Here is an 18,037-nt window from a genome sequence, read left to right as displayed (position 1 = left end):
CGACCGGACCTGGGCACGGGACGGTGGACCTGCCGCCGCACATCGCACGCAACAAGGGCATCACCAGAAGGGGATCTTCAAGCCATCGCCTGGGCGGCGACATCTGGGCCCTGGGTGTCCTCGTACCGCGAGAACTGGTGTGCGGCGCTGACCGGCCGGGGTGTCGCAGACTCAAGGCCGTCGCATCCCAAGGGCAGGCCGGGGTGGCATCGCACTCTCCGCGCGGTGTGCCGCAGTGTGTGCGGTTGGACCGCACATACATGTGCGCGGCGTGGATCCGAGTGGGAGTGGGGGGCGGCGGTGTCATCGGCCGCCTCCTGCGAGGCGGGGCGGGCCGTGGCCCGGTCACCGGGGTTTTCCGGTGAGCCGTGAGCACAGGATCAGCAACTCGACCAGGGGTTTTAAGGCTCTGGGCGGAGGAACAGCACGCTGGCGTCCTCCCGGGACTGCGGGTCAGGCGCGCCCTCAGTCCGATGTCGTGACGTCCTCCGCGGCCGGCCAGCCGAACGGGTCATCGTGCTCAACGTCGTCCGTCCAGTAGCCGTACCGGTCACCCAGCACCGACAGCAGTGCCTGCCGGTCGAGGAGGCCATGACGGACGACAAGACCGAGGGAGTGCGCCGTGTTCACCGCCGCGACCGACAGGTGCGCCCGCAGGGCGCGTTCGGTGAATGCCTCTGCGGGGACAGGCGGGTCCTCGGGACGCTCGGGGGCCTGCATGGCGGCGAGGATGCGGGCCCGGTACTCCCAGGAATCGCCCGGGGAGGGGTGCAGGCCCTGCTGCTGCGCGCGATGGTTGCCGATCACGTTGGCGATGGCGGTCAGCAGATGCCAGTCGCGCCATCCCTCCTCCCGCAACTGCGTGGCTGTGCGCCTGAAACCGGGGTCTGCGGACAAGCGGGGAAGGGTGTAGCGCACGATGGGGAGCATCACGGCATAGCGGTTGCGGACGGCCTCGAGAGCTTCCTTGTGCTCGTAACCGGGTCCAGGTCCGCTCCGGGCCGGCAGGACAGCTAGCTTCGCCTGGCCGCGCGGCGTGCCTGCTCCGACGGCCGGATCGGCGAGCGCGGCCATCGTCTGGTAGGTCTCGGACTCCAGGAAGTCAGCCAGTTCGTCGTAGGGGCGGCCGACGAGGAGCTTGTGCCAGAGGCCGCTAGCGAGCGCCTGCTCGACGAGATACATGAATGCCTCGTTGGAGAGCAGCGACTGAGAGAGCACCACCTTGATTAGCGCGGTGAGCAGACGGTGTGGCTCCGCTTCCAGGTCTGCGGGGACGCCGGTGGGCAGGCGCAGGCTCCACCGGTTGGTGTCCTGCTCGGCGCTCTGGCCGCAGACAGCGGGCTGGTCGTGCGGCAGGCTTACGTCTGCGCGGATCTCGACGCTGACGCGTCCGGGCAGGAACAGCGGTTCCTGTGTGGCGAGTTCACCTAGGAACACCTGGAGTGCCGCGATGTAGCGTTCCGCGGCCAGCACCGACAGCCGGTCGTTCGGGCAGGTGATCTCCCAAGCGACACCGAGCGCGTGCCAGGCATAGGAGCGTGTGGGGCCGGCGTCGCTGAAGGGCCGTCCTATCCCTTGGGTATCGGCCTCCTCGGTGTATGTCTCCTCGGTTGCTGTGGGGTCATCGGCGGTCGGGGCGAGCAGGTCGTCGATGAGGGTGTCGATGCCCACGAAAGCGGTGATCGTGCGGAGCAGCGGGACGAAGCCGGGCCGCACCGCGTCGGCGATGCGCAGCGTGAGCGCCTGGTCGGCCATCATCTCCCAGACATACGGGTAGCGTTCGTGGTGGTACGGCTCGTCGCAGTAGACGTTCTGCGCCATGAGGCCGATGGAGAACAGGCGGGTGGCGGAGATCCAGTTTCCTGCCTGGCGGTCGTACTGGGCGGCGAGGATGATGCCGCGGGGGACGTAGCGATTGAGCTCGGGGGCGGGTGCGGTCTTCGCGGCGGCGGCGGCTGCGAGCGCGTACTGCTTGGCAGCGAGGGGCAGGCCGAGTTCGCTGTAGAGGCGCGCACACAGCAACAGCACGATCAGGCCGCCCTCGAGGGTGTCGCCGCGCAGCCAGTTGGCCTTGGCTTCGTGGATCTCCTGGAGCGCTTGCGGGAGGCGGCCGTTCTGGATCAGGGCAAGGCCACGGGCCTGGGCGCGTTCACCTCGTGCGGTCTGGCCGGCAACCCGGTCGGTGGCCTGATCGAGCAGGTCACGGACCTCCCGGTAGAGCGGGTGGTCCACCAGTACGGGGGTGAGGTAGTCGAAGAGGTCGGCGGTGTGCTCGATGTGGAACAGCGGCGCGTTGTCCAGGTGGTGGCCCAGCTGGAGCAGGATGTTCATGCCGGTGTCGAGGTCCGTGAGCGGCGGCTTCGACTGCAGGGCAGGTATTGGCTCGCCGGCCTCTACTGCTGCGACGACGGCTGCGGTGACCTCCGCGACGGTGGGCAGGTCCTCACGCAGGGTTTCGAGTTCGGCGGTCATGTCGGCGTGCAGGGCCAGGCGGGCCCGCATGGCCAGCAGGTGGGCCATGGCGTTGTCGGGTGGGTCCGCGTCCAGCAGGCGGTCGGTCTTGTCGGCCAGCAGGCGCTGCCAGTCGCACAGGTCGTTGGCAGTCAGCGAGGTGAGGCCGCGCGCCAGCGCCCCGAATCCGTACTGAAGGAGTATGACGGCGTCCTCGATGATGCCGGGGTCGGTGAGGGTGTCATCGGCGGTGACCGTGTCGAAGAAGTCGCGGGCCAGTTGGTCGGTCGGGTTCATGTCCCCGAGGCCGCGCAGGGTCGCCACGACGATCTCGTAGCGGACCCGCAGAGCGGTGCGCTCCCCCACTGCGGCAGCAAGCAAGGCCCGTGCGTGGCCGATCCACTCCGGTAGGTCGGCGCGAGCCTCCTCGTGGAAGGTGGCGTGGCGCAGCGGGGCCCGTAGGTCCACCAGGTCGCCCAGGGTGCCGCCCGGCTCGTCGTTCGCCTGCCATCGCTGGCGGGCTTCGACATACCAGTCGGGCAGTTCACCGGCGCCGTCCGGGCGCGGCGGAGCAAGGTCGGAGGGCAGGTGGAGGTACTGGACGGCGAGGTAGAACAGGTCGTAGTCGGCGAGGTGGAGGGCGAGGGCGGCAGCGTCCCAGATCTCCAGGTCGACCTGATGTGTCCGGGTGGCTTCCTCGATCAGGTCGTGCCGTCTTCTGGTGGGCACGGCGGTCACCGTGAAGTAGATGACACGGTCAACGGGCGTGCCCTGCCCGCAGATCGAGGCGAGGTCCCTGCGGATCTTGCCCGGGACGTCGGTGGCCTGGAGGGTGCAGGCCATAACCACCCGCTGGGTGGAGGCCAGCGACGTGTACAGGGACGTGCCGGGCAGTTCCCGCGGGATGTTCGTCCAGTGGCTCTCGGCATCCCGGCCCTGGTCCCCGCCGCTGCTGACGGGGCCGGTCGCGGGAAGCAGATTGCTGGTGATCCTCCGGCGAGCCAGGCCCAGGCACAGGGCTTCGAACTCGTGATGGCTATTACTCTCGCCGAGGATGCTCAAGGCGAAGCGGATACGCCGCTCGAGTTGGACGGCATCGTCACTCACGTCGGTCCCCCTGGTCTCGCCGCAGTCATACATGACCAGTGTCCAGCACCCCGCTGACATCCCCAGGCCCCAGCGTCTGCGCCGTCCTATGAACAGGAGGTCAACCTGTCCCGGGCTCGTGCCGGGCAAGCACCTGCACCCGGTACGGGCGGAGCCTGTACGAGCGCGCTGTGCTCGAGGATGGGGACATGGCTGACGACTCCACCCCCGCTGGCGCACATCCGGAACAGATCCCCGCGCGGGTGCACACAGTGCGGCCGGGCTGGCGGCAGTCGTGGTCGGCGCGTCTACGTGGAAGGGCCGCCGGGTAGCGGTGACATCCTGCGGAGCCTGATCGCCCCAGCCGAGGCGGAGGCGGAGCGCACCTGCGAGTTCTGCGGCGCCACCGGCCGTATCCGCACTCGGGGTGACCGGCAAAGAGGACGGCGGAAAGCGTATGCGACACCTGCCACAGCGCGTGGTCAGCACACCACATCGTGATCGTTTGTGGTGCCGTGCGCGACTGCACGTGGGACCACCATCAGCTGCGTACCGAAGGCGACTCCCCTGCCTCCGCCCCTATAGGCATTCTCACCACATGTGCGGCACTCTCATCCAACCTGCAGCGCCGCAGGTCAGACAGCCCATACAGGTCCCAGAAGCCGTCGCATTGCACCCGTGGCAGCGCAGGTCAACAACATGCGGTTACCGCAGCATCGGTGAGACCTCACACCCGAGACCACCGTCAGGCCAACCCGATGAGCTGGGCCACGCTCGTCGTGGGCGTGCTCGGCATGGCCGGAGTCACCGTCCTGGCGATAACCGGCGGCCCCGAAGCCGCCACCGTGCTCGGCACGACCACAGCCGCGGTCTGCGCCGTCGGCGGCACCCTGGCGGCACACCACCGATAACACCCCGAAGCCGGTGGAGAACGACCCCAGGATCAGAAGCCGCCCTCCACCACGGTGTGGGAATGCACTGACAGGACCGCCGCGGAGGGACGTCGACGACAGCTGCATCAGGGCCGCGCTCTCACTCGCCGGTCCCGCTGTCGGCATCTTCGGGCCAAGAATGCCACTCGCACCCAGCCCGCGCATGCCGTCCGGACCCCGAGGGTGCAGCGTTGAGTGCAGAGCTCGTCCCTGCAGTTCGGCTCTAGGACTTGTCCGGCCGATCATGCGGCAGAGGCAGATAGAAACACCGATCTTGCCTGCTTGCTGAGGGGTTACAGAGGCGCCAACTCCACCCTGCCTGTGAATCGGCCACCCACTTGAACGGCGAGCCAGTGGACGCGGGCGATCTGGTCGCCGTTCCGATCCCGGACGTGAACGTGGACGGTGTGGTCCTGCGACGGTTCGTCCTGGTAGAGGTCCCGGGAATTCACTGAGATCGTTTCATCTTGAAGTGGCTGGTCACGGTGCTGGTGTGATCGTTCAGGGTGGCTCTCGCCCTGGTCGGCGGGTTGATCAGTAGCAGGAGATCGTCTGTCAGGGGGCAGTTCGCCGGAACTTCTGTCCGGGCCTTGTCGTGTCTCCTACTGTCCGCAGGGCAGCGGGAGTTCGCGGACGGGAGGATGTGCTGGTGGCCGAGGTGTTGACGTGGGTGATCCAGCGACGGGTCGTGCTGGCTGACCGGGCCGAGCAACTGCGCAAGGAACTCGTGGAGATTGAGGCCGAAGTGGCCCGGCTGGAGGCCGCCGAGGTCGTGATCGGCCAGTTCATCGAGGCCGAACGCGTGGGTGAGGCTGATGATCCGGCCATGGACGTGGAGTTGGAGCGGGTCACCGCCTCGCCTGGCGCAGGCGGGATGCGACTGATCCCGGACCGCGGGCCGGGCATGAGTACCGACGTGTTGCCCGACGACTACCAGGCGATCATGAAGGTCGTGGCGGACGCCTCCGAACCGGCCCAGGCCGGGCAGGTGAGCGAGGCTCTCGGCAAAAGCACGCTGCCCGGCCAGGTCGAAGGGGTCCGCGCGAAACTGAAGCGGCTCGCCGAGCGGGGCTGGCTGCACCGCACCCCGGGCGGCCGATTCACCACCCTCGGCGACCGGCCACAGTGATCAGCGTCACCCGTAACGAGCGGGCCCCCGAAGCCAGTTGGGGTGTTCATGCCGATGAACGCCACTGCCGCCGACGGCCCGGACTCGCTTGTCTACCAGTGCCGTCTGCCGCTGTCGAGTACGACCCTGGACCTGGTCGCGGACCTGATCAGGGCCCGCCTGAAGAAGATCGGCTCGCGGTGGCGCAAGCTCCCGCCGGGCCGCATCGCCCTGATCGTCCTCGCTGTCCTCCGGCATGATCAGCGCCTCGCCGACATGGCCGGCGCCTACCAGGTGTCCGCCTCGACTGTGCGCCGCTGGCTGCTGGAAGTCGTCCACCTGCTGGCCGCCCGCGCCGAGCGCCTGGACCGTGCCCTGAAGAAGATCACCAAGAGGGGCGGGCAGGTCGTGCTGATCGACGGGACGCTGATACCCACCCGGCGCCGCACCGGGAAGGACGACCGCCCCAACTATTCGGGCAAACGCAAGATGCACGGCCTGCACGTCCTGGCACTCACCGACGAGAAGGGCAACCTGATCTGGGTCTCGGCCGCCCGGCGCGGACGCACCCACGACATCACCGCCGCCCGCCACGACCACCTCACCGCCCACCTGCGCGAGGCCGGACTCGGCGCGATCTGCGACCTCGGCTTTCTTGGCCTGGACGACGACGCGGACAACCCGGTGATCATCACCGGCTACCGCGCCGCTCGCGGACGCCGCCTGACCGCCGCGCAGAAGGAGGCGAACAAGCTCGTCGCCCGCGAACGCGCGGCGAACGAACACGGCTTCGCCGACCTCAAGAACTGGCGCGTGCTCACCAAGCTCCGCCTCGGCGCCCGTCACGCCACCGCCCTGCTACGGGCCCTGCTCGTCCTCACCCGCGCCGAAGTCTCCCGGTGACAGACGATCTCCCGCTACCGATCAACCCGCCGACCAGCGCGAGAGCCACCCTGAACGATCACACCAGCACCGTGGCCAGCCACTTCAAGATGAAACGATCTCACTGTCAGCGTGAGGTAGGCGTACTTCTGCGAGATCGCTTCCAGCCCGGCTTCGGGAACCGCAGGCCATGCGTTCAGATCCCATCGAACAGCTGCGGGGTCCGGCCCCAAAGCGGCGACGAAGGGCTCAGCGCGGTCCAGCGGATGCCCCCAGTCGAACACTTGGATCGGCAGACAGTCTGCAGGGTTGTCGTTGGCCTTCGAAGACCCATGCCGTTCGCCGGCCAACGCCCACCATTCGAGGTCGGGCAGTACGTGACGTACTTGCGTCAGGACGTCCGGCGACCTGATCACGGCTTCGAAGTCCACCTCTCCCTGATCGATGTCTGCCATGCCCAGCAAGGTACGCACCGCACGTATCGCTTCAGATAGGTCGGTGGTTGTGAGGACCGCAGCCGCAGCAGAGTTACTCATTCCGGAACCATAAGACGGCACTCACAGACGGCCCGAGCGGGTGCTGAGCTGCCTCGCATTTGTCAGGACCGGAGCCATCGCCCTTACCTGTCAGTGCAAGTCCGGGACCGGCACGGTCCCGGACTTCGCTTCGATCTCCGTCGTGTGCGCAGCCGGGCAGCCCGTCTCCCTGATGACGTGCTCCAGCCTCCTGCCCGAGCCTGCGCACCGGACGCCTCCGCGCCAACCTCTGCGTGCACAGTGCCCCCCGTGCTCCCGGAGTCTTCGAACTCACCAGGACTGCAACATCGCACCCTCTGGCCTTGTGGGCAGGGGGTAGTCGCTGGCGCATCGCACGACATCTGGCGTCGTATCGGCGGACACGACATTCCCATTGGCCCCTCAGCAGCCGGGAGAAACGCGGCAGGCATCGGCGCCGTCGTGCAGCCGACTGCCGGCACGCACTTACCCGGGCGTCCTCATTCTGATCAGAAGGCGGGGTGCTGCTCGGACGAGGGCCGCTGTGGTAAGTCCGATGGCGGCGCCGGCGGCGACGTCGGAGGGGTAGTGCGCACCGCTGTGGACCCTTTCGACCGCTACCAGCGCTGCGGGTACTGCGCAGGCGGCACCGGCCCAGGGCCAGGAGGGTGCGATGGCGGCGGTGAAGGCGACAGCGGCGGCGGTGTGCCCGGAGGGGAAGGAAGAGCTGTCGGGCCGGTCTTCGACGTCGTCGTGCGGAATCCACTCCTTCGGCGGCCTACGCCGCTCCACGAGCTGTTTCACAACGCCGTTCGACAGCAGCTCTGCCACCGCCATGCTCGTGATCCCGGCGACTGCGGCCTTGCGGCCACGCCACCCGCCCCCCGCCGCCATGAGCACGGCGGCAGCCCACCACAGCTTCGTGCGCTCAGCTGCCCCCTCAACCGGAGGCAGACCCCGGCGAGCCCAGTCGGAGTCCCAGGCAGCCATCCACCGGGTCAGTCGCCGATCGCCGTCGCGCAGCACAGTCACGATTTCCATGTCGTATCCGTTTCCCACCCGCAGCGCTTCATCCATGATCTCGCTGGACCGCGGCGCTTCACACTGACTGCTTTCACTCAGGCCTTCTCGTCATCCGCTTGATGGCTCAAGCTCATTGGGTATGCGGGCGAGGCCAGTACGCACCGGCCCCATCACCGCTTCCGCCAGCACAACTGAACGCGCCGGGCTTGCGGAGGCGCTACATCCGTGCTCAGCCCACTACGCCGCCCAGTGACACGCATCGACTCGACGCGGCCCCCGCCGTTCCCGGCGGGGGCCGCCTTCTCCCCAGACTTTCGGCTCCGGCGGCGAGTCTGGTGACGCCATGTCGGCCAGGGTGCGGCACATGTACTCCACATCGGTCAGCAGGCGCGCCCAGGCAAGGGCTCGGTGCCTGGTCCGCAGGAGAGCCAGCACCGTGCCGTCACGCGGGCCAGGTGCCTGTGACGTGCCGGGTTGCCTGGGCGCCCGAGCGTTCGACCGTGGCCTTGACCACGGAGAAGATCGCCCCCTGCACGGCGGCGGCGAGAAGGATCTGCCGCCATGGACGATTCTGGTCGAAGGCGTCGGGTGCGTCGCCCTCGCCCTCGATGAGCTTCCACGCCTGCTTGAACGCGGCGCCCGCGATCATGCCGCTGACCGCACCGAGGGCGAATCCGACCGGCTTGTAGGCGAGCTTGGACGCCTTCATCGGTTGCGTCCGCGGCTGCGACGTACCAGCAGGAAGGCGATCAGCAGGGCACTGCCCGCAAGGAGCGGGGTGCGGTTGGCACGGGCGGCCCTCGCGGCCCGGTCTGCCTTCTCCAGCAGCGGGTCGGGGGTCCTTTCCGCCGCGAACTGCCCCGCCCGGGATGCGGTCTCCCGCACCTGGGCGACGGCCTGTGCCGTCTTCTCCTGCACGGCGTCCGGAGTCCTGTCCTTTATCAGCTGGGCTGCCTGTGCCGTCTTCTCACGGATCTGCGTGGAGGCGGAGGCAGCCTGCTCCTTCACCGCCGCGGTCTTCTCCTTTACCTGTGCCTTGACGTCGGCTTTGGCCGCCAGCGCCTCGACGGTCTGCCCGAGTTCGTCGCGCGTCCGCTCGACCTGCTCGCGCAGCTCCTCGGGGGTGGGTGTGCCCATTGTGTTCTGCGCTTGGTCGTTCATCGGTGTGCCTTCTCCTTGACCTCGGCCAGATCGGCCTTGACGCTGTCGATGGTCTCTTCCGGGACGGGGGTGCCCGCCCGGGCGATCTGCCTCTTCCCGGTCAGGGCGGCCACCTCGGCTACTGCGGCCAGCACCGCCGTGACGATGAGCGCCGCCACCCACACGGGAAGTACCAGCGCGAGTGCCGCGATGCAGGTCACCACCAGGGCCTGGGCCGCCAGGATGCCGAGGAGACCTGCGGCGCCGAACAGGCCGCCGCCCTTTCTGAAGCGCTTGCCCTTCTGCGTCATCTCCGAACGTGCCAGCTGCATTTCCTCGCGGACCAGCTCCGAGATCTGCTGCGAGGCACGCGAGATCAGAACCCCCACCGGCTCCTCGCCGACTGCGGGCGCCCGCCTTTCTGATGTGCTCATGAGGTCACCTAGCCCTACTTAATCCGCCGAATCATCTGGAAGTTGGCCGCTGCGACGGAACCTCCGCATCCGGATGTGTGTGCCGTTGGGGGTCCGGCTACCCAGCAACCGGGTCCGCACCCGTCCCACGACGAGGTGCCGCTCAGTGCTCCATGCGGTGGCGGTCCCCGTCGCTCCAGGCCCGGGTGTCACGGGGTTCCACGTACGGCTCCTCGTCCTTCGGGTGGCCGCCGGCGATCGCCCGCTGGCGGACCATCTCCGCATCGAACTCCAGCCCCAGGAGGATCGCCAGATTGGTGATCCACAGCCACACCAGGAAGACGACCACGCCGGCGAGGGCGCCGTAGGTCTTGTTGTACGAGGCGAAGTTCGCGACGTAGAACGCGAAGCCGGCCGACGCGGCCAGCCAGATCACCAGGGCCAGGAAGCTGCCCGGCGTCACCCACGTGAAGCCGCGGCCCTTGGCGTTCGGCGCGGCCCAGTAGAGGACCGCGATCATGACGGTGACGAGCAGGACCAGGACCGGCCACTTCACAATCGACCAGATGGCCAGGGGAGTGTCCCCGATCCCCAGGGCGGCACCGGCCTGCCGTGCCAGACCGCCGGAGAAGACCACGATGAGCGCGCTGGCACACGCCAGGATCATCAACGTCACCGTCAGGGCGAGGCGCAGCGGCAGGACCTTCCACACCGGCCGGCCCTCCGGCATGTCGTAGACGGCGTTCGACGTACGAATGAACCCGGCGACGTAACCGGAGGCCGACCACACCGCGACGGCCAGACCCACGATCGCCATGAACGAACCGACACCGGCGTTGCCCTGGAGCTGCTCCACGGCATCACTGATGATGTCCCGGGCAGAGCCGGGCGCCAGCTTCTGGAGGTTCTCAAGGACCTGCCGGGTGGCGGACTCGCCCGCGATGCCCAGCAGGGACACCAGCACCAGGAGGGCCGGGAACAGGGCCAGCACCCCGTAGTACGTCAGCGCTGCCGCCCGGTCCGCGAGTTCGTCATCCTTGAACTCCTTCAGGGTGCCGCGCAGCACCGCCGTCCAGGATCGCCGGGGCAGCTCGGTCGGACGGTCCGGTGCCCGCTCCTCCACCTGGTCATCAGGTCCCACTTGGCCGTCACGGCGTACGTTCCCGCCCGCGTGTTCATCGCCGGATCCCGGCTTCGAGGAATCTGTCATTCCCAGCGGGTTTCCCCAACAGCGACGCTCATGTCCCTGTCAGCTTTCGCGTACCGACGAACATTGGGCCATGTCGGCAGGGGCGCCGAGCTACCGGTCATGCCACAGCCTCGGAGCCGCTCAGGGGTCTCCTTCGTCCTGCGAGCGTGGCAGGGGCGAAACTTCTTCCGCACTCCGCCGCCAATGGGATCTGGCAACCCTAGGAAGGTTCGCCTTTTGAGGGCGCATCTCGATGACGAATCAGCGGTATCGGGGGTGCCGACGGTGCTGGTGAAAGCCGGGAAGTGGGCTTGATCCGCTTTGACGGACATTCGAGATCTGGGGTTCTGCCCCGGGAGGATGTCCATCATGGAGAGCATGGGGAAGAAGAAGCCTCGCCGCCCTCGTCGTTCGTTCACGCCGGAGTTCAAGGCCGAGATCGTCGGTCTGTGCCGACGAGGTGACCGCTCGGTCGGGCAGGTCGCCAGAGACTTCGAACTGACCGAGACGGCGGTGCGGGACTGGGTGAAGCAGGCCGAGGTCGACGCGGGCGAGCGCAACGGGCTGACCAGCAGCGAGCGCGAGGAACTGGCCGCGTTGAGGCGGGAGAACCGCCGGCTGCGTGAGGATGTCGACGTCCTCAAGCGGGCCACAGCTTTCTTCGCGAAGGAGACCCGGTGACGGTGCACCCGTTCATCGAGGCGGAGAAGCGCGCAGGTCACAGCGTCAAACGGGCGTGTGAGCTGATGAAGGTCTCCCGGACCGCCTTCTATGCCCGTCGCTCCGGCCTGCCCGGACCCCGCGCGTTGCGGGATGCCGAGCTGACCGAGCAGATTCTCGAGGCCCATGCGAAGTCCCGCGGAACCTACGGGTCCCCGCGCGTGCATGCCGTGCTCAAGCGCGAGGGTGCCGGGTGTGGCCGTCGTCGTGTCGCACGACTGATGCGGGCCGCCGGGCTGCAGGGCCGGCACTGCAGACGACGGCACGTGACCACGATCCCCGATCCCAGGGCTGCCTTCCGTCCCGACCTCATCGTCCGGGACTTCCAGCCCGACCGCGCCGGGCTCGATGCCCGCTGGTGCGGCGACATCACGTACGTCCCGACGGAGGAGGGCTGGCTCTATCTGGCCACGGTCATCGACATCGCCTCCCGGCGCGTAGTCGGCTGGGCAACCGCAGATCACCTGCGTACCGAACCGGTGGCCGAGTCGCTGACAGCCGCCTGCCGGCAGCGTCGCCCCACCCACCCCGTGATCTTCCATTCGGATCGCGGCTGTCAATACACCAGCCAGCAATTCGCTTCCCTGGCAGCCCAGTTCGGGGTCAGACTCTCGGTCGGCCGCACCGGCCAGTGCTGGGACAACGCGCTCGCCGAGTCGTTCTTCTCGACCATCAAACGCGAACTGCTCGGCACCTCCGCCTGGCCCAGCCGGGCCGCCGCCCGAACCGCGATCTTCGATTTCATCGAGGGCTGGTACAACTTGCACCGACTGCACAGCAGCCTCGGCTACCTCAGCCCCGCCGAGTACGAGACCGCACTCACAGCCTGACCACCACACCAATGGTGTCCGTCAAAGCGGAACAAGCTCACTTCTGGCCTCGGTAATCGAGGCCCTGGACCTTCAGATATCCGCGCCGCGCCCATGAGTAGGCCGCCTGAACTCTGACGCCCGTGAAGAGTGCCGCTTCCTTGACCGTCATCCAGACCCCGTCCTCCACTGACGGCCTCCCCGGGAACGCAAAAAGGTCACGTACCTCCATAGGAGTCGGGGCCTGGACGTGGACGCAAAGGTCCTGCTGATCGCGACTATGCGGAACGTTGTTCCGGAAACCAAGTTTCTGCTCTGACGGACGTCATGATGCAGTGATCTGCCCCTGGTTCGTCTGGCCAGGGATGCTGCGCTTCTGCTGGATGGCTTCCAGAGCTGCGTCGATCTCGCCGACCCGCTCATGGTCCTGAGCGTCCAGCTCGTACAGCTCGGCGTTCATGATGAGCGTCTCCCGCTCGTGCTCCAGTTCGGCTTGGCGGTGATCCAAGATTTGCTTTTCAATGATCGGTTCCATCTCCTTCGGTTCCGGCGTCTTCGAACCACGTGCCAGCGTTACGAGCCAGGCCGCCATCTCGCCGAGGACGATTGTGGTGCGGATGCGGTACTCCGCCCATACCTCTCGTCCGTCCCAGTTCTGGACGCCGTCCAGGAGGACGAAAACCTGGTTTCGAATCGCCTGCTGATCGTCGGGCAGCAGACCCAGGAGGGCGGTCAGGTTCGACTGGTGGGCCATCAACTCCCGGCCCCAGCCCTCGCGGTCCTCGAAGGTGCCGTGATCGCGGTACGGCTGTCGCTGGATGGTAATGGCGAGTGTGGTTGCGGCTTCGACTCCTCGCTGGGCCGTGGCACGCGTCTGCGCCAAGTGCGCGGCCTTGTCGCCGCTTTTGGAAGTGAGCCACGTTCCCAACAGAGTGAAGCCGCCGCCCACGAGTGCACCCATCAGGGCTATCCAAAATTCGTTCATGCCGGTCATCATGCTGACGAGGCCCGCCCCGTGGGGCTGGTTCCGTCAAGTCCCCGTAGCCGGGCAGGGAGGGCGCCCGTCTCCCGTGGAAGGGGTAGTGGTGTCACATGGTCTGCGGCGGCCGCCGCAGACGACCCCACGGGCCTCCCCCGGCACGGCGGACGCACCTACCGCGGTTGCAGCCCTCTCGGAGAGATGCACCCCACCACCAGAAGCAGCGGCGCCCAACCGTTGAGCAGCGCACACAACACCGCCCCGAGCCTTTGCGATCCGGGGCGCTGCATGGGTGCTCGGGAGGCTCCTACGCCTCGACGTACGCGACGATCGTGATCTGCCGAAGGGCCGTGACGTAGTAGATGACGCGGACCCCGTCCACGTCATCTGTGTAGTCGCGAAGCAGGGTGTCGGGCACCGGGGTGCCCAGCTCGGGGTTGACGCTGATCGCGACGATCGCGCGGTCCAGGCGGTGCGTCTCGCTGGCCGACAGCTTCGGCAGCTGGCTCAGCGCGGGCTCCACCAGGACGACCTGGGACCGGCGCGGCGCGTGCTCAGGCGACACGGCGGGGCTGCTCGCCGGCGAGGCGCTCCAGGTGGGCGTCGCGGGCTTCCTCCCACAGCACGCCCGTCTCTGGGGACGGGTAGCCGTTGGCGGCGATGTCTTCCAGCACCGAGGCGAGGACGTCGGCCCGCGCGCGCTGGTCGGCCGCGTACGCACGGGCGGAAGCGGCGGCGTGCTCATCGAGAGGCTGGCGGTCGGGCATGAGGGCCGGCTGCTCGCTCATCCGGGGGCTCCTGGCTGTCATCTGGCGTGTGCCCCCCACGGTAGCGCCGGGGCAGCCCGCCCGGACCCGGTACGGACGAATCTGGCCCGGTGGAGGCCACCCAGCGCTTCACCGGCCGTTACGGGGCGAGGGAATCTTCGGGAGCAGTTCCCACAGCGGGCGCCCCCCGCTCGCCTACGTCGCGAGGACCCGCCGGTCGGCGAGGTGCATGTGCAGCTGCTGGGCCAAGGGCGGGCAGTGGGTGCTGAAGCGGCCATTGGTGACGACGAGGACGATGTCGGCGCCGTAGAGCTGGCGGGCGGTGCCGTTGACGCGTTGCAGGTCGGGGGTGCCGACGGCGGAGCCTCGGTCGCCGTCGCGGCGGTGTTTCACCTGGATGACCCAGGTCCGGCCCAGCGGGTCGGTGGCCAGGACGTCGGCACCGTTGTCGCCGGCCCCGCCGACCTGCCGGGCATCCGTGCACCCGTCGCGACGCATCAGGTCGCGGATCGCGTATTCGAAGTCGCGGTGGTGCAGGGCGTCCAGCTGCGGCAGCCCGTACCGCAGCGCCTGCTGCCGGACCCGGTCCCAGGCGCGTTGCTGCTGGAGGCGGTGGATCCACACCGCCCCGCCGACGGTGGCGGCGGCGGCGCCGAGCACGATGAGGATCCACCAGTTCGCCACCAGCCAGGAGAGCACCGTCCACGCCACAGCGGCGGCCACCAGGACACCCACACCGGGGGCGACCATCTCGGCATGACGCTGCCGCTGCCGGCGGGAGCGAGAGGCGTAGCGGCGGGTCGGGGTGCGGCGTGCGGGGCGGCGTCGGGGTGCTGGGCGGCGTCGGGGTGCGGGGCGGCGGCGTTGGGGGCGGCGGGTGGCCATGGGGCGGCTCCGGTGGTCTCAGCGGGTGGAGTCGGTGATGCCGGAGGCGAGCTGGCCCAGGAACTCACCGATGCCCTGGCCGACCGGGGTGGGTGCGATGACCACGCCCAGGGCGAGAACGATGACCACGGTCAGCTTCTCGTCGTTCCGGCTGCGCGCTTCGGTACGGCGCCGGAGCCGGAAGAACACGATCACCGCGAGCAGTAACCCCAGATTGATCGTCAGCACGGTTCCCCCAGGTCAACGCGTCAGGTCCGGCCCTCTGTGTACCGGCCCGCATCCCGCCATGCCCGGCAGTCACCGGATGATGACGCAAAGCGATACTGGTTGGCCGGATCACTCCGCGGCCGACGCCGCCACCGGACGTCGTGTCTTCGGCGGTCCTGCAGCCTGGCCTCATCCAGGACTGTCACAGAGTGGCTGAACGCCGCCCGTCGCTTCCCTCCCGCGCGCCATGATCACCAGCGTGACCAATCTTTTACAGCCCCGCCCGAAGCAGGACGGCCGCCATACCCCGAACCTCTGGCCCGTGTGGCTCGTCGCCCCCGGCGCCCTCCTCATCGTCGGAGCAGCCGCCCTCGGCCTCTACGGCGGTGCCGAACTGCTCCTGGCCAGTGAGAACACCGGTAGGACGCCGGTCAAGGTGCAGGACATCATCAGCACCACCGTCACGGTCCTGACCCTGATAGGTGCCGTCCTCGCCGCGCTGTACGCCTACCGCAAGCAGCTCCTGGACGAGGGCACCTCGCACCGGGCGGACTCCACCCAGCTCACCGAGCGGTACGCCAAAGCTGCCGAGCAGCTAGGCCATGAGCAGGCTGCGGTCCGGCTCGCCGGTGTCTACGCCATGGCACGTCTCGCCGACGACTGGCCCGAGCAGCGCCAGGTGTGCGTCGACGTGCTCTGCGCCTACCTGCGCATGCCCTACGAAACCGACCCCGCCGGCTCCGGTTTCCGGCACGGCGAGCGGGAAGTGCGCCTCACGATCATCCGCACCATCCGCAACCACCTCCAAGACTCCTCCGCCGTCACAACCTGGTGCGGCCTGGACCTTGCCTTCACCGGAGCCACCTTCGACGGCGGCGACTTCAGCGGCTCAACCTTCACCGGCGGCAGGATCGACTTCTTCGGTTCGACGTTCTGCGGCGGCAGGATCGACTTCAGCGGCTCGACGTTCTCCGGCGGTGAGGTCTTCTTCCGCGGCTCGACGTTCTCCGCCGCGGAAATCGACTTCACCGGCTCGACATACTCCGGCGGCAGGGTCGACTTCAGCTGCTCGAAGTTCACCGGCGGCGAGGCCCACTTCAGCCGCTCGACGTACTCCGGCGGCGGAGTGGGCTTCACCGGCTCGACGTTCTCCGGCGGCCGGGTGTACTTCGACAGCTCGACGTACTCCGGAGGGCATGCTCACTTCAGCTGCTCGACGTACTCCGGCGGTGACATCTCCTTCGAACGCTCGAAGTTCACCGGCGGCGAGGTCTCCTTCAGCGCCTCAACGTTCTCCGGCAGTACCGTCTCCTTCTCCGACTCCACCTACGACAGCGGTTGGGTCTTCTTCAGCGAATCGACGTTGTCCGCCGGCCAGGTTCGATTCGACCGCTCGACGTTCCGCGGCGGCGAGGTCTCCTTCAGCGGCCTGAAGTTCACCGGCAGTCACGTCTCCTTCGCCGCCTCGACCTACCAGGGCGGTGAGATCAGCTTCTACGAGTCGGACGTCCACCCGGCAGCCACCATCCAATGGGGCCCCTTCCGAGTAATTCCCGTCAACCACCCGTAACAACGACCGCCAGACCGTGTCGGCCACCGCCTCGTCGACCAGAGCGAGGGCCCCGCCCAGGGCCCCGGGGAGAGTCCCGTTCGCCCGGTTTGATCACGGAATCCCGTGAAGGGTGAGCGTGGCTGCGGGGTGCGTGTGGGCTCGTCGGCCGCTGGCGATGTTGGCCCATCCGGAGCGGTGGAGGGTGGCGCGGGCAAGGTCGCGCAGTGCGCTCATGACGGCTGGGGTGCGATGCCGGCGGATCTGACTGGCGTCTTCGGCGAAGGTCACGTCTTTGGTCCAGTGGACGGTGTTCTCGATGATCCAGTGGCCACGCGCCCAGGCAGCGATCTCAACGGGAGACGCCTGGTGGGCCGCGAGATCGGTGACGGCATAGGCGGTCTCGGTCTGCCACTTCGATGTGCCGATTCGGCGGCGTTTGCGGTGGATGCGAACAACCTGGCGGGCGTGAGGGAACAGCAGACCGTTCACGCTCACCACCGTCACCTCGCGGACCTCCTCACGGCCGTGTCCGCGGTCGCGGGACTGCTCGAGGACCGGTACCTGCCACCAGGGCAGTTTGGTCAACTGGCGAGCCAGGGTGGGCTGGTTGTTCTTCACCGACAGCAGGTAGTGGGCCTGGCGGTCCTCGACAAGGTAGCGAGCGTGGCTCGTGTGGGCGTGCAGGGCGTCGACGGTGACGACGGAGCCGGTCAGGTCCTGATCATCGAGGGTGTCCAGCAGCGGAGCGAACTCGGGTATCTCGTTCGTCTTCGCACTGATCTCGCGCAGAGCAGCAGTCAGCGCATCGTGGTGGCGCTTTGCGGACAGGACGAAGACACGGCTGCCGTCCGCGCGGACCGCTCCGCGCAGGCATTTGCCGTCCACGGCAAAAGCCGCACGACGCGGTTGCGGCCGGTCCGTCTCGTGCTGGGCGATCCGGTGGGCGCGGCGCTGTTCGCGCTCGACGATCCCGTCCGGGCCGGTCGCGGTCACCGGGCGGGCCTGGAGTGTGGTGAGTCTGGTGAAACCAGCGGCGGTGAGGAGCGCGGGGTCGACGCGGGCGAATACATCGCGCAGGGTGCGCTCGCCCGGAGCCTTGAACCGGCCGGTAAAGGGGTCGAAAGGGCAGCCCAGCCGGGCCAGGACATCCTGGTCGCAGCGGCGTACCCACTCGGCAATGGCGGTCAGGGAGTTGTGTCCGGCGCTGGTGAGGGCACACACGCCGACCGCGAGCAGCGTTGCCAGCCGGAACCGCACCCCGCGCGGATTCCTCGGATCGGGCACCAGGGACAGTGCGTCGAGCAGCCCGGACGGCACCACCGCCTCGGACCGTGACGCCCCGGACCCGACCTGTGGCAGGTGCAGAGCGGACGGAACAGATGATGGTGCAACGAGCACGG

The 18,037-nt window shown here is 68.2% G+C and carries 19 protein-coding genes; 6 read left to right on the top strand and 13 right to left on the bottom strand.

The window, feature by feature from the left end; genetic code table 11:
* Nucleotides 1-465: 465 nt before the first annotated feature.
* Nucleotides 466-3,558 (bottom strand): hypothetical protein, encoded by a 3,093-nt coding sequence (locus ACK8N7_RS37250; protein WP_500445591.1) that lies wholly within the window; start codon nucleotides 3,556-3,558, stop codon nucleotides 466-468.
* A 737-nt stretch (nucleotides 3,559-4,295) separates the two neighbouring features.
* On the opposite strand from ACK8N7_RS37250, the gene ACK8N7_RS37245 reads away from it, so the two are divergent.
* The 3 genes from ACK8N7_RS37245 to ACK8N7_RS37235 all read left to right on the top strand — a co-directional run bounded on the left by ACK8N7_RS37245 (nucleotide 4,296) and on the right by ACK8N7_RS37235 (nucleotide 6,480).
* On the top strand, nucleotides 4,296-4,448 hold the full coding sequence (locus tag ACK8N7_RS37245; protein ID WP_500445589.1) for a hypothetical protein: 153 nt from the start codon (nucleotides 4,296-4,298) through the stop codon (nucleotides 4,446-4,448).
* A 670-nt stretch (nucleotides 4,449-5,118) separates the two neighbouring features.
* Nucleotides 5,119-5,598, top strand: coding sequence for a hypothetical protein (locus ACK8N7_RS37240; protein ID WP_500445384.1), 480 nt, complete (start codon nucleotides 5,119-5,121; stop codon nucleotides 5,596-5,598).
* Between the two features lie 54 nt (nucleotides 5,599-5,652).
* The gene (locus ACK8N7_RS37235) at nucleotides 5,653-6,480 is read left to right on the top strand and encodes a transposase family protein (RefSeq protein ID WP_500445386.1); all 828 of its coding nucleotides are present in this window, start codon (nucleotides 5,653-5,655) and stop codon (nucleotides 6,478-6,480) included.
* A gap of 14 nt (nucleotides 6,481-6,494) precedes the next feature.
* On the opposite strand, the gene ACK8N7_RS37230 is transcribed toward ACK8N7_RS37235, so the two are convergent.
* From ACK8N7_RS37230 to ACK8N7_RS37205, 6 genes are all read right to left on the bottom strand, one after another.
* Nucleotides 6,495-6,914: a hypothetical protein gene (locus ACK8N7_RS37230; RefSeq protein ID WP_500445587.1), complete on the bottom strand. Its 420-nt coding sequence runs from the start codon at nucleotides 6,912-6,914 to the stop codon at nucleotides 6,495-6,497.
* A 525-nt stretch (nucleotides 6,915-7,439) separates the two neighbouring features.
* Nucleotides 7,440-7,994, bottom strand: a complete 555-nt coding sequence (locus ACK8N7_RS37225; RefSeq protein ID WP_500445585.1) for a phosphatase PAP2 family protein — start codon at nucleotides 7,992-7,994, stop codon at nucleotides 7,440-7,442.
* A gap of 424 nt (nucleotides 7,995-8,418) precedes the next feature.
* Nucleotides 8,419-8,685, bottom strand: a complete 267-nt coding sequence (locus ACK8N7_RS37220) for a DUF4235 domain-containing protein (RefSeq protein WP_500445583.1) — start codon at nucleotides 8,683-8,685, stop codon at nucleotides 8,419-8,421.
* Nucleotides 8,682-9,137: a DUF3618 domain-containing protein gene (locus ACK8N7_RS37215; RefSeq protein WP_500445582.1), complete on the bottom strand. Its 456-nt coding sequence runs from the start codon at nucleotides 9,135-9,137 to the stop codon at nucleotides 8,682-8,684. Before ACK8N7_RS37215 ends, ACK8N7_RS37220 begins: the two co-directional genes overlap by 4 nt.
* Nucleotides 9,134-9,550: a phage holin family protein gene (locus tag ACK8N7_RS37210; protein ID WP_500445580.1), complete on the bottom strand. Its 417-nt coding sequence runs from the start codon at nucleotides 9,548-9,550 to the stop codon at nucleotides 9,134-9,136. Before ACK8N7_RS37210 ends, ACK8N7_RS37215 begins: the two co-directional genes overlap by 4 nt.
* A 142-nt stretch (nucleotides 9,551-9,692) precedes the next feature.
* Nucleotides 9,693-10,739 carry a YihY/virulence factor BrkB family protein gene (locus tag ACK8N7_RS37205; protein ID WP_500445578.1) on the bottom strand — a complete coding sequence of 349 codons (1,047 nt, stop codon included), beginning with the start codon at nucleotides 10,737-10,739 and terminating at the stop codon, nucleotides 9,693-9,695.
* A gap of 348 nt (nucleotides 10,740-11,087) precedes the next feature.
* On the opposite strand from ACK8N7_RS37205, the gene ACK8N7_RS37200 reads away from it, so the two are divergent.
* Both ACK8N7_RS37200 and ACK8N7_RS37195 read left to right on the top strand, forming a co-directional pair.
* Nucleotides 11,088-11,399 (top strand): IS3 family transposase, encoded by a 312-nt coding sequence (locus ACK8N7_RS37200; RefSeq protein ID WP_032774357.1) that lies wholly within the window; start codon nucleotides 11,088-11,090, stop codon nucleotides 11,397-11,399.
* Complete coding sequence (locus tag ACK8N7_RS37195; RefSeq protein WP_500440357.1) at nucleotides 11,396-12,268, top strand: IS3 family transposase; 873 nt, start codon at nucleotides 11,396-11,398, stop codon at nucleotides 12,266-12,268. Before ACK8N7_RS37200 ends, ACK8N7_RS37195 begins: the two co-directional genes overlap by 4 nt.
* 304 nt (nucleotides 12,269-12,572) lie before the next feature.
* Here the strand turns inward: ACK8N7_RS37195 and ACK8N7_RS37190 are convergent, their stop codons facing one another.
* The 5 genes from ACK8N7_RS37190 to ACK8N7_RS37170 all read right to left on the bottom strand — a co-directional run bounded on the left by ACK8N7_RS37190 (nucleotide 12,573) and on the right by ACK8N7_RS37170 (nucleotide 15,106).
* Nucleotides 12,573-13,232 carry a hypothetical protein gene (locus ACK8N7_RS37190; protein ID WP_500445576.1) on the bottom strand — a complete coding sequence of 220 codons (660 nt, stop codon included), beginning with the start codon at nucleotides 13,230-13,232 and terminating at the stop codon, nucleotides 12,573-12,575.
* Between the two features lie 301 nt (nucleotides 13,233-13,533).
* Nucleotides 13,534-13,791 carry a hypothetical protein gene (locus tag ACK8N7_RS37185; protein ID WP_500445574.1) on the bottom strand — a complete coding sequence of 86 codons (258 nt, stop codon included), beginning with the start codon at nucleotides 13,789-13,791 and terminating at the stop codon, nucleotides 13,534-13,536.
* Nucleotides 13,781-14,014, bottom strand: coding sequence for a hypothetical protein (locus ACK8N7_RS37180; RefSeq protein ID WP_500445573.1), 234 nt, complete (start codon nucleotides 14,012-14,014; stop codon nucleotides 13,781-13,783). The genes ACK8N7_RS37185 and ACK8N7_RS37180 overlap by 11 nt, the downstream gene beginning before the upstream one ends.
* A 174-nt stretch (nucleotides 14,015-14,188) precedes the next feature.
* Nucleotides 14,189-14,878 (bottom strand): restriction endonuclease, encoded by a 690-nt coding sequence (locus ACK8N7_RS37175; protein WP_500445571.1) that lies wholly within the window; start codon nucleotides 14,876-14,878, stop codon nucleotides 14,189-14,191.
* Between the two features lie 18 nt (nucleotides 14,879-14,896).
* Nucleotides 14,897-15,106 (bottom strand): hypothetical protein, encoded by a 210-nt coding sequence (locus ACK8N7_RS37170; RefSeq protein WP_201106480.1) that lies wholly within the window; start codon nucleotides 15,104-15,106, stop codon nucleotides 14,897-14,899.
* A gap of 238 nt (nucleotides 15,107-15,344) precedes the next feature.
* Here ACK8N7_RS37170 and ACK8N7_RS37165 point away from each other — a divergent pair, with 238 nt between their 5' ends.
* The gene (locus ACK8N7_RS37165; RefSeq protein ID WP_500445569.1) at nucleotides 15,345-16,655 is read left to right on the top strand and encodes a pentapeptide repeat-containing protein; all 1,311 of its coding nucleotides are present in this window, start codon (nucleotides 15,345-15,347) and stop codon (nucleotides 16,653-16,655) included.
* Between the two features lie 93 nt (nucleotides 16,656-16,748).
* Here ACK8N7_RS37165 and ACK8N7_RS37160 read toward each other — a convergent pair whose 3' ends face one another.
* Complete coding sequence (locus ACK8N7_RS37160; RefSeq protein WP_500445946.1) at nucleotides 16,749-18,035, bottom strand: ISAs1 family transposase; 1,287 nt, start codon at nucleotides 18,033-18,035, stop codon at nucleotides 16,749-16,751.
* Between the last annotated feature and the right edge of the window lie 2 nt (nucleotides 18,036-18,037).

Origin of the sequence: Streptomyces griseobrunneus (genome assembly GCF_046713465.1) — a bacterium.
In the GTDB taxonomy this organism is placed as follows: Bacteria; Actinomycetota; Actinomycetes; order Streptomycetales; family Streptomycetaceae; genus Streptomyces; species Streptomyces microflavus.
The sequence above is the reverse complement of the archived record's forward strand: the minus strand, read 5'-3'. Positions and strand labels throughout refer to the sequence as shown.